This is a genomic window from Caballeronia pedi (genome assembly GCF_001544915.2).
In the GTDB taxonomy this organism is placed as follows: domain Bacteria; phylum Pseudomonadota; class Gammaproteobacteria; order Burkholderiales; family Burkholderiaceae; genus Caballeronia; species Caballeronia pedi.
In genome coordinates this window covers 113,311-125,560 of record NZ_FCOE02000015.1, presented here as the reverse complement: position 1 = coordinate 125,560, position 12,250 = coordinate 113,311, and the positions used below count along the sequence as shown (strand labels likewise).

Annotated in this window: 4 protein-coding genes; all 4 read right to left on the bottom strand. The window is 63.5% G+C overall.

The features are described 5' to 3' along the window. Window positions 1-7: 7 nt before the first annotated feature. On the bottom strand, window positions 8-2,233 hold the full coding sequence (gene glgX / locus AWB80_RS22505; protein WP_061176857.1) for a glycogen debranching protein GlgX: 2,226 nt from the start codon (window positions 2,231-2,233) through the stop codon (window positions 8-10). Between the two features lie 710 nt (window positions 2,234-2,943). Then, window positions 2,944-5,169 carry a 1,4-alpha-glucan branching protein GlgB gene (gene glgB, locus AWB80_RS22495; protein ID WP_061176856.1) on the bottom strand — a complete coding sequence of 742 codons (2,226 nt, stop codon included), beginning with the start codon at window positions 5,167-5,169 and terminating at the stop codon, window positions 2,944-2,946. After that, complete coding sequence (treS, locus tag AWB80_RS22490; protein WP_096031986.1) at window positions 5,156-8,542, bottom strand: maltose alpha-D-glucosyltransferase; 3,387 nt, start codon at window positions 8,540-8,542, stop codon at window positions 5,156-5,158. Before treS ends, glgB begins: the two co-directional genes overlap by 14 nt. Window positions 8,543-8,626: 84 nt before the next feature. Then, entirely contained in the window at window positions 8,627-12,031 is a 3,405-nt protein-coding gene (locus AWB80_RS22485; RefSeq protein ID WP_087131521.1) for a maltotransferase domain-containing protein, read from the bottom strand. Between the last annotated feature and the right edge of the window lie 219 nt (window positions 12,032-12,250).

The following is a 12,250-nucleotide window of genomic DNA, read 5'->3' as shown; positions in this document are numbered from 1 at the left end:
TAGCGCGTCAATGCGGCGAATCGCTGTCGGGCGCGTGATGCGCAGGCATCGTACCGGGGTCGGGCGGCAAAGCCGTCAAAAGTCGTGGCCCCTGATGCGCGCCCGCCATCCACACCGCCTGCCAGTCGGCCTCGCCGGTCGGCTCGGCCAGCAGCACGGTAATGCTGTGCGCGGCCACCTCCAGATCGCTGCCGACGAGCGGCCGCGTCACGGAGTCGGGCTCCGCGCTATCGATGAGCACGTTCCATTCCAAGTGCGGCGCGGGCGGCGTGAATACCAGCGTTTGCGACGATCCGTTGAACATGATGAGCAGCACATCGATTTCGCCGTCGATACCGGGGCCTGCGCGCCGCAGCGTGAGCGCGCGCCGCTCGGCGTCCTGCCATGCTTCGATCGCGAGCGCCTCGCCGCGTTCATCGAACCAGCTCACATCGTAGAGTCCCGGCAACACTTCGCGGTCGCCGTAGAGAAAGCGCGTTTCGCGCAGCACGGGGTAACTTTTGCGCAGTGCGATTACGCGCGCGACGAACCCGGTCATCTCGACGCCCTGCGGACTCGCCGCCGCGTCCCAGTCGAGCCACGATATCTCGTTGTCCTGGCAGTAGGCGTTGTTATTGCCTTGCTGCGTGCGGCCGAATTCGTCGCCGGCGAGCAGCATCGGCGTGCCGAGCGAGAGCAGCGTCGTCGCGATCATCGAGCGGGCGAGGCGCGCGCGGATGGCGAGAATCGCGGGGTCGTCGCTCGGGCCTTCCACGCCCCAGTTCGCGCTGCAATTTTCGTTGTGGCCGTCGTTGTTGCCTTCCTGGTTTGCCTCGTTGTGCTTGTGCGAATACGCGGTGACATCGGCGAGCGTGAAGCCATCATGCGACGCGACGAAATTCACCGACGCCCACGGTTTCCTGAAGCGGCGGTTGAACAGTTCCGCGGAGCCGGTGAGGCGCGCGGCGAGATCGGGACGCATGCCCGCATCGCCGCGCCAGAAACGTCGCACGCCATCGCGATACTTGTCGTTCCATTCGGCGAAGCCCGGCGGATGATTGCCCACCTGATAGCCGTCCGGCCCGATGTCCCACGGCTCCGAGATGAGCTTGCGCGTGGACAGGATCGGGTCCTGACGGATGGCATCGAAGAAGCCCGAGCCCGGATCGAAGCCGTGGCCTTCGCGGCCGAGCGTGACGCCGAGATCGAAACGAAAGCCGTCGATATTGAACGCGGTGCTCCAGTAACGCAGCGAATCCATCACCATCTGCAGCACGCGCGGATGCGACAGGTTCACGGTATTGCCGCAGCCGGTCTCGTTGATGTAGTGGCGCTCATCGCCGGGAATCAGGCGGTAATAGCTGGCGTTGTCGAGGCCGCGCCACGAGACCGTCGGTCCGAGTTCGTTGCCTTCGCACGTGTGGTTGTAGACGACATCGAGAAACACTTCGATGCCCGCGGCGTGCAACTGGCGCACGGCGATACGCATTTCGTTGAGCCGATGGGTCGACAGATACGAAGGTTCGGGCGCGAAGAACGCCGCCGTGTTGTAGCCCCAGTAGTTCCTGAGGCTGCGCTCGACGAGAAAGCGGTCGTTCAGAAACGCGTGAACCGGCAGGAACTCGACGGCGGTGATGCCGAGTTTCTGCAAGTGCTCGATGAACCACGGCGACGACAGCGCCGCGAACGTGCCGCGTTCGTGCTGGCGGATGTCGTTACGCATCATCGATGTGCCGCGTACGTGCGTTTCGTAAATGATGGTTTCGCCCCAGGGCGTGTCGGGGCGCACGTCGCGCGACCAGTCGAAGGCGTCGTCGGTGACGATGCATTTGGGCATCGCGGGTGCGGAGTCGCGGCGGTCCATCGACATGTCGAGCCGGTTCGAATGCACGCGATAGCCGAAGAGTGCGTCGGACCAGCGCCAGGGCCCGACTAGCTTCTTTGCGTAGGGATCGAGCAGCAGTTTGTGCGGATTGAAACGATGCCCTTGCTGCGGCTGATACGGGCCGTGGGCGCGGAAACCGTAGACCGTTCCCGGATGCGCGCCGGGGAGATAGCCGTGCCAGATTTCATCGGTGCACTCGGGGAGGTCGAAGCGCATCAGTTCCTTGCGGCCGGTGCTGTCGAAGAGACATACCTCGATGCGGTGGGCATTCGACGAGAACACCGCGAAGTTGACGCCCAGTCCGTCCCAGTTGGCTCCGAGCGGGTAGGAGGCGCCCGGGAGTAACCTTTCGGGGAGTGCATTTGCCATGTGGGCTTTCCTTTAGGTTGGGTCTTTTTGTTGCCGAATCCCGTATTCGTGTTGATGGGTTAGTTCGCCGGATCCCGTTTTCGTGTCGGTCTATTAGCGTTGCCCCTGTGCGGGGCGGCAGTCACTTTCTTTGCTGCTGCAAAGAAAGTAACCAAAGAAAGCAGCTTTCCCCATCCTGAACGCTTCACACCGGCCGCGGCACAGGCGAACGGCTAGGGCACAGCAGTAGCGAGTGCCCTCATAGGCCGCCTCGGGCTTGGACCGCGCACGCTCAGCCACATCGCACCGCAAAACAAACTGGTTCAGCACCAAATAGCTCCGGCCCGCTTCGCGGCCGATGGGTCCATCGGGGATGCGTGTGCTTCTGCGTTGCTCTTCCTCGTCGGTTTCCCTTGCGTACCCTACGGCAGCGCGTAGCGCTGTGCCGGAACTCTTTCGTGCTGAACCAGCGCCCTAAACGTCCTCGCTTGTCAGACCGTGCGCGGTCCACGCCCGAAGCGGCCTATGAGGGCACTTGCTACTGCTGTGCCAAGACCGATCGCCTGTGCCGCGGCCGGCATGAAGTGTTCCGGATGGGAAAAGCTGCTTTCTTTGCCTACTTTCTTTGCAGCAGCAAAGAAAGTAGGTGCCGCCCCGCACAGGGGCAACGCTAATAGACCGACACGACCACGGGATCCGGCGAAAAGCAAACCCAAACCCAAATCCAAACCTCAATCCGCCCTCAACACAATGGTCGCCAACGGTGGCAACGTCAACGCCGCCGACTGCTCCCGCCCATGACTCGGATAGTCATCCGTATGAATAACCCCGCCATTCCCAGTGTTGGAGCCGCCATAGATCGCAGCATCGGAATTGAACACTTCACTCCAACGCCCGCGCCGTGGCAATCCAATCCGATAAGCCAGCCGCGGCACCGGCGTCATATTGCAAACCACAACGAGATCCCGCCCTTCGGCATCCGTGCGACGATACGCATACACGCTGTTCGCATTGTCATCCCCGACGATCCACTCGAACCCGCGCGAATCGCTATCGAGCTTATGCAGCGCAGGCTCGCTCGTGTAAAGCAGATTCAGATCGCGCACGAGCTTCTGCAATCCACCGTGCAGTGAATCATCGAGCAGATGCCAGTGCGGCGATTCATCGTGATTGAACTCCGCAAACTGCCCGAATTCCCCGCCCATGAACAAGAGCTTCTTGCCCGGATGCGTCCACATGAAGCCGTAGTACGCGCGCAGGTTGGCGAACTTCTGCCAACGGTCGCCCGGCATCTTGTTGATGAGCGATCCCTTGCCATGCACCACTTCATCGTGCGACAAGGGCAGAACGAAGCGCTCGGAATATGCATACACCATCCCGAAGGTATAGAGATGATGGTGATACTGCCGATAAACCGGATCTTCCTCCATGTAATGCAGCGTGTCGTGCATCCAGCCCATGTTCCACTTGAAGTCGAAACCAAGGCCGCCGCTCTCGACATTGGCCGTCACGCCCGGCCACGCAGTCGATTCCTCCGCCACGGTGATCGCGCCCGGAATCTGCCGCACTTCGTGATTCAAGCGTTTGAGAAACGCAATCGATTCGAGATTCTCTCGTCCGCCATAGATGTTAGGCACCCACTCGCCCGCCTTGCGCGAATAGTCGCGATACAACATCGACGCCACCGCATCGACCCGCAAGCCATCGACGTGATAGCGCTTCAGCCACGCCAGCCCCGATGCGATCAGGAACGCGCTCACCTCGTTGCGGCCGAGGTTGTAGATCATCGTGTTCCAGTCCTGGTGATAGCCCTCGCGCGGGTCCGCGTGTTCGTAGAGCGGCGTGCCGTCGAATTCCACGAGACCATGCGCGTCGTTCGGGAAGTGCGCCGGCACCCAGTCGATGATCACGCCCAGGCCCGCCTCGTGCGCGCGGTTCACGAACTCCGCGAACTGCTCCGGCGTGCCGAAACGCGCGGACGGCGCGAACTGCCCGAGCGGCTGATAACCCCACGAGCCGCCGAACGGATGCTCGGCGATCGGCATGAACTCCAGATGCGTGAAGCCCATACCCTTCGCATACGGAATCAGGCGCTCGGCCAGCTCGTGCCAGTTCATGCCGCGATTGGCTTCCTCCGGCACGCGCAGCCACGATTCGGCATGCGCCTCGTAAATCGTGATCGGCGACTGCGCGGTCTGCTTTTCGCCGCGCGTCGCCATCCATTCGGCATCGGTCCATGCATAGTGTTCGATGGCGTCCGCATCCGCAACCACCGATGCCGTCGAAGGCGGCTTCTCGCTCTGCATCGCGCAGGGATCGGCCTTCAGCGGCAACGTGTGGCCGTCGCGCGTGACGATCTCGTACTTGTACCGCGTGCCCGCGCCGATGCCCGGAATGAACAACTCCCACACGCCCGCATCGTGACGCAGACGCATCGGGTGACGCCGGCCATCCCACGTGTTGAAGTCGCCGACCACCGACACGCGGCGCGCATTCGGCGCCCACACCGCGAAGCGCACGCCCGCGACATTGCCATGCGTGAGCGGGCGCGAGCCGAGACAGTCGAGCACCGCATACGGGTCCGCGTGCGATAGACGCGTGAGCCATTCATCGGGCAAAGCGGGGCCGAAGGAATACGTGTCGTGCGTTTCCTGCGGCGTGCCGTTCCAGTCGATCTGCAGACGATACGCCGTCGGCCGTTCGACGAAGCCCGCGTAGAGGCCCGCATTGTGGATGCGCGCGAGCGAACCGATATGCTCGCCGTCGCCCGCATCCGTCACGCTCACCGACGATGCGCCTGGCATAAACACGCGCACGACATGCCCCAGATCGGTCTGATGCAGGCCGAGCATCGAGAACGGATCGGGATGCCGGGCCTCGACGAGTGCGTCGATGTCGAGCGGATTGAGGCCGTGCGCCGGATTCCTGGTATCCGCCGGAGCGCTACGATTGTTCATGGTGGGTTCCATCCGGATTGTCCTTGGTTGCTCCGAACACGGGTCGCGTGCCCGGAGCGGGCGGCTCGCCCGTGTCTCCCAGCAAACGGCTCGCGAGCGACGCGAGACCCCGCAACGGAAGGCCGATCCAGGTCGGCCGGTTCGCTGCTTCGTAGCGGATTTCGTAAGCGGCCTTCTCGATCAGGAAGAGATCGAGCAACGGTTGAAACACGTCGTCGGCCGCGATCGTTTCAGGCGACGATGCAATCGCCGCCATGTACTCACGCAAGAAGCTCTCCTCGGCGAACGCGCGCATCCGCTCGAACAGCGCGCGCTTGCGATCGGCGGTCTGCGCGGGCGCGTTTTCAGTCGTCGATTGCGCCGCCGCGCTCGCATACGACAGCGATCGCAGGAGACCCGCGACGTCGCGCAGCGGGCTCGTCTTTCTGCGGCGCTCTTCGAGCGCGCGCGCGGGCTCGCCTTCGAAGTCGATCAGATAGGCATCGCCCTGGGCCATCAGCACCTGGCCCAGATGGAAATCGCCGTGGATGCGGATGCACAGCGCATCGGCGCCGGGCGTGACGAGCTGCTTCACGGCGTCGACCAGAAGGTCGCGTCGATCGAGCAGGCTCTGCGCAAGGAAACGGTCGTGCTCGTTGAACTCGCCGAGCTTCTGCGCGAGGATATCGAGCGCTGAGTCGAGCAGCTTCAGCGTGCCGTCGATCCATTCTTGCGCGTCTTCGGCGCTCGCGCGCTGCGGCGCGAAGGCTTCATCGTCCGTGGGCGTGGCGAGCGCGACATGCAGTTCGCCCAGCCGCTTGCCGATCACGCCCGCAATCGTGCCATAGCCCGCGAAGCCTTCGGCCTGCGCATCGCGTTCCTGCGTATGTTCTTCCGATTCCACCGCGACGGCGAGTTCATCGACCGTGCGGCGCAGATAGTCGAGCGCGTAGTTCCACGCATCGCCCTGATTGTCGATATAGCCCTGCAGGATGATGAGCGTATGCGGCACGCCCTGCGGATCGACACGCACGACTTCGCCGTACAAGGGACCCGTGTTCGCATAGCCGAGCTTCGTCAGATAGCGGCTCATCTCCGCTTCCGGATGAATGCCGCCGACCACGCGCCGCACCAGCTTCAGCACGACCTTGTCGCCGACCACGAGCGAGCTGTTGCTCTGCTCGGCCGCGAGCCAGCGAATTTCGGGCGGATCAGCGGGATAGTAATTGAGCTCGTTCAGACGCTCGGTCGGAATGAAGCGGATCTCGCTCTTCTGCACGGTCGGCACGACCGCGCGCTCCTTCAGCTTGCGCAGCACGCCGTAGGTGAATTGCGGCACCGAGAACGCATCGGTGAGATGCCCGATGTTGCGGTTGCGCCGCACGCGCGCGAGCGCGAGTTGCATATAGAGCGGCGAGGTGGTTTCCGTGCCCCACGCGATGGACAGCGGCAGCACATAGCGTTCGCAATGATCGCCGACATCGGCTTCGATTTCGGTGAACGCGAAGCCGGCGTTTTCGATCGTCGTCAGCGCGGCGAGACGCACCGCATGCAGTTTCTTGTCCTTCGACGCGAACCAGCGGCGCTTGCTCAGGTAATTCGGCAGCACTTCCGATTCGAGCAGGCGCACGTTTTCCGGCGTCGGGCCGGTCTGTCCCGCGCGGATCACCATCGTGACGAATTCGGGCAACTGCTCGGACGGCGCCTGTGCCCACGCCGGCCGCATGTTGCCGGGGCAAAGCTGGAACCACAGGAAGCCGTAGGGCGGGAAAGTCAGCAGATACGTGAGCTTGCCGATGGCCGGGAACGGCGAATCGGCGGTCATTTCGAGCGGCACCGAGCCATCGAACTCCGACAGGTCGAGTTCCACCGCTTGCGGCGCGCGCGAAAGATTCGCGACGCACAGAATCGGCGGTTCGCCTTCGAGCTCGCGCAGATACGCGAGGATCTTGCGGTTCGCGGGCCGCAGGAAGCGGATCGTGCCGCGTCCGAACGCATGCTTCGAGCGACGCACCGCGAGCATCTTGCGCGTCCAGTTCAGCAGCGAATGCGGATCGCGGCTCTGCGATTCGACGTTCACCGCGTCATAACCGTAGAGCGAGCCCATCACGGGCGGCAACACGAGCTGTTCCGGATCGGCGCGCGAGAAGCCGCCGTTGCGGTCGGACGACCACTGCATCGGCGTGCGCACGCCGTCGCGATCGCCGAGGTGGATGTTGTCGCCCATGCCGAGTTCATCGCCGTAATAGATCACGGGCGTGCCCGGCATCGACAGCAGCAGCGAATTGATCAGTTCGATGCGTCGTCTGTCGCGCTCCATGAGCGGCGCGAGACGCCGCCGGATGCCGAGATTCAGACGCGCGCGGCGATCGCTCGCGTAGGTGTTCCACAGATAGTCGCGCTCGGAGTCCGTGACCATTTCGAGCGTGAGCTCGTCGTGGTTGCGCAGGAAGATCGCCCATTGATTGGTCGTGCCGAGATCGGGCGTCTGCCGCATGATGTCGGTGATCGGAAAGCGGTCCTCGCTCGCGATCGACATATAGATGCGCGGCATCAGCGGGAAGTGGAACGCCATGTGGCATTCGTCTTCATCGCCGAAGTATTCCTTCACGTCTTCCGGCCACTGATTCGCTTCCGCGAGCAGCATGCGGTTCGGATACTCCGCGTCGATGGTCGCGCGAATCTTCTTCAGAATGTCATGCGTTTCCGGCAGATTCTCGTTGTTGGTGCCTTCGCGCTCGACGAGGTAAGGCACCGCATCCAGCCGCAGCCCGTCGATGCCCATGTCGAGCCAGAAGCGCATCACCGAAAGCACTTCCTTGAGGACCGCGGGATTGTCGAAATTCAGATCCGGCTGGTGCGCGTAGAAGCGATGCCAGTAATACTGGCCCGCGACCGGATCGTGGGTCCAGTTGGACGGCTCCGTGTCGATGAAGATGATGCGCGTCTCTTCATACTTCTTGTCCGTATCGGACCACACGTAATAGTTGCGATGATTCGAGCCCGGCTTCGCATGCCGCGCGCGCTGAAACCACGGATGCTGATCCGACGTGTGATTGATGACGAGCTCGGTGATCACGCGGATGCCGCGCGCGTGCGCTTCCTGTATGAAGCGTTTGACGTCCGCGATGGTGCCGTAGTCCGGATGCACGTTGCGGTAGTCGGCGATGTCGTAACCGTCGTCGCGGCGCGGCGACGGATAGAACGGCAGCAGCCAGATCGTATCGACGCCCAGCTCCGCGATGTAGTCGAGCTTCGCCAGCAGGCCGGGGAAATCGCCGATGCCGTCGTTGTTCGCATCGAAGAATGACTTGATGTGAACCTGATAGATGATCGCGTCCTTGTACCAGAGCGGATCATCACTGAGACTCGACGCCTTCTTGTTGCGCTTCACCCTTGTATCCACGTTTCGCTCCAATGTTCGTGCGGGCTAGCTGCCGCCCTTGTTATTGGTGTGCTCTCGTTCGCCGCCGGTGATTCATGCTTCCTCGTTCGGCTGGGGCTTCGGCAAGCCCCATGTCGGCGAAATGCGCCATATCGCGAACGGCAGCGAATGCGGATTGAGCCGCACGTGCTGACGCCGTCCACGCCATTCGAATTGTTCGCCCGTCACCTGATCTTCGACCGCGACCGCGTCCCAGTCATGCACGCCCCAGCGTTCGAGCGTCTGCCACGGCAGGTCGATATCCGCGCCCTGCTCGTTGAACGGATCGAGATTGATCGCGACCAGCACGACGTTGTCGCGCGATGCGTTCGCCTTCTCGAAGAACAGGATGTGATCGTTATGCGCGGGCAGGAAGTTCACGCCGAGATGCGTCTGCAACGCGGGATTCGCGCGGCGGATGCGGTTGAGCGCGGTGATCTCGGTCACGATGTTGCCGGGCCGGTTCCAGTCCCACGCCTTGAGTTCGTACTTCTCGGAGTGCAGATATTCCTCGCTGTTGGGCAGCGCCGCAGATTCGCATAATTCGAAGCCGCTATACACGCCCCACAAGCCCGATAACGTCGCCGCCAGCGCCGCGCGGATCACGAAGCCCGGCCGCCCCGAGCTTTGCAGGAAGCGCGGATTGATGTCAGGCGTATTGACGAAGAAGTTCGGCCGGAAGTAATCCTTCGCGTCGGTCTGCGTGAGATCGTGCATGTACTCGATGAAATCGCGCTTGCTTTCGCGCCACGTGAAGTACGTGTACGACTGCGAGAAACCGAGCTTGGCGAGGCGATTCATCACGCGCGGCCGCGTGAAGGCTTCGGCGAGGAAGATTACGTCGGGATGACGCGCGCGCACGTCGCCGATGACCCATTCCCAGAACGGAAACGGCTTCGTATGCGGGTTATCGACGCGAAAGATGCGAACGCCCGCCGCGACCCAGTGCAGGAAGACATCGCGCAAGGCGATCCATAGTTCGGGCTTCGCGTCCTGCGCATAGAAGTCCGGATTCACGATGTCCTGATACTTCTTCGGCGGATTCTCCGCATAGCGCAGCGTGCCGTCGGGACGCCACGCGAACCATGTCGGATGTTCCTTGAGCCACGGATGATCCGGCGAGCACTGCACCGCGAAGTCGAGCGCGATCTCGAGACCGTGTTCATGCGCGGCTTCGAGCATGCGCTTGAAGTCGTCGAGATTGCCGAGCTCGGGATGCAATGCGTTATGGCCGCCTTCCTTGCCGCCGATCGCATACGGACTGCCGACATCGCCCGGCTCGGCCGTGAGCGTGTTGTTCTTGCCCTTGCGGTTCGCAATGCCGATCGGATGGATCGGCGGGAAATAGAGCACGTCGAAGCCCATCTCGCGGATGCGCGGCATCTTGCCGATCACGTCGATGAACGTGCCGTGGCGATTCACGTCGTCGCTCATCGAGCGCGGGAAGATCTCGTACCAGCTCGCGAAGCGCGCGGCGGCGCGTTCGGCATCGACGCGATACACCACCGGATCGCGCGACAGGAACGGCCGATGCCTCGCCGCCGCCACCGCCTTTGCGGTCGCAGGCGCGAGCACGAGTTCTAGCTTGCGTGCGTCGTTGGCTTTGGTGAACTCCTTGACGATCGCGTCGAGCGGGGCGCTGTCGCTGTCGGCGTCGTCGGCGGTCTTGACTTCGGCGAGGATCAGCGCGAACAGATGCTTCGCTTCCTCGACTTCGAGCTCGACGGTCTGCCCGGCCTTCAGCTTCTTCTGCATGTGATCGACGAGCGACGCGTAATCGTCGCGCCATGCCATCACGACGAACTCATGCCGGCCCACGCGTTCGAGCGGAATGCGCGTCGACCACAGATCGAGGCCGGCGGGCTGCACGGCGGTCATCGGCGCTTCGTGCCAGTCGGTTTCGTCGGCGGCGCGCCATTGCACGGAGGCGGCGATCTTGTCGTGGCCTTCCGCGAAGATCGCGGCCTGAATCTCCAGCGCCTCGCCGACGATGCGCTTCGCCGGAAAGCGCCCGTGATCGACGCACGGCGTGACGCTTTCGATCGACACGCGCGGCGCGGCGATCGCCTCGGTCACGGATTTCTTGTCGGCGGTTTTCGCGCCGCGCTTCACCTGCGGTTGCGCAAGCAGAACGAAGGGCTCGGCTTCCGCGCGGAACAGGCGCACCTCGCCCGCTTTCAGCGTGAACGGCGCGAGACGTTCGGCCTTGCCCATCGCATCGTCGATGAGCGCGAAGCGCGTGTAATTGCCCGGCACCGATTCGAGCAGATGCAGCGTATCGACATGCACCGGCGCGACGAGATCGGGATTGATGATCGCGAGCACGGCGCCTTCGCTGTGACGCAGATCGCCGCCATCGGCGCGAATGAGCGCGGCGTACGGCGTGCCCGCGCCCGTCAGCGCGCGCAGTTCGCCGACGCTCGACAGCGTGCCGACGTTGCGTTGCAGTTCGTTCGCGCGCCGCACGCGCGCCGTGAGATCGATGCGCTTCTCGTTCTTCGCGCGCTGGTACTCCGCCGCGACGCCGTATTGCGGCGACATCGGCAGGCCGACGCCGTACTCGAAGCCCATCGGCACCATGATGCCGGTGCCGAGCGCGGCGGCGGTGTCGAGCGCGCGCGTGTAGGCGCGTTCGACGAGCGCGGTGTCGCTCGTGTCGGAGAGATCGCTGATGAGACGCGCGCCGAACGGATCTTCGGGGAACGTGATCGGCGAGGCGATGCGCGTGAGCGCGCCGTGCTCGTCGAAGAGCCATGCGCTTTTGAAGTCCCACCAGCGCGTCGAGGCAAACACCGCGTCGAACGCGGCATCGACGAGACCATGCAGATCATGGCGCGTCGCGCCGACCGTCCATGCGAGCCAGCGCGTGTCCGGATGCTTTTCGCGCACGGCCGCGCCGAGCTTGCGCCAGACATGCGCGGGCACCGCGTAAGGCGAATCGAAGCGAAAGCCGCCGACGCCCGCCGCGGCGAGCACGTTCAACTCCCGCGCCCACCATTCGGTCAGATGATGCGCGGACTCGCCATCGGCGAAATTCGCCCAGGCGACATCGCGCTGACGCGGCGGCTTGCGCGGATCGAGCCGCGCGTCCGCGCTTTCGAACGGCTGGAACCAGTGTTTGTTGTCCTGATAGAGCCCGCCCTCGGCGCTCACGCGATCGATCACGATATCGACGAGCAAGGTGAGTTCGTGTTTCTTCGCGGCGTCGGCGAGTTGCCGCAGACCGTCGGCAGCACTCGCATCGGATTCGAAAACGGGATGCAGCCGATGATGATCCGCCACCGCTTCGCGATGCCCGTTGCTGCCGGGCACGAACGGCGAGCCGATCAGGACATGGTCGAAGCCGAGCGCGGCCGCGTGCTCGAACTGGGCGGGCCAGTTCGCGAGCGGGCCGACGAGCAGGGGATCGATGAAGTAGATACGCGGCGCGTACGCATGATGAGCTTGATGGTTTTCCATCGTTAGTCTTTTCCAGAGTCGTCCTGCGGTGGCGGGGATGCGGGCATCGATCGCGATCACGCTCACGGGCCAAACTGGCTGAAGAGCCGTCCCTGTGTCGCGGATCGCGCGGGCTCTCAGGCGGAACTCAGATTACACCCTGGCGCCGTTCGAATCGACGCCTGCCTGGCCGCGCTTCGCGATGCACCGTGCTTCGCGCGCTGCTCGCGGGCACGGTGG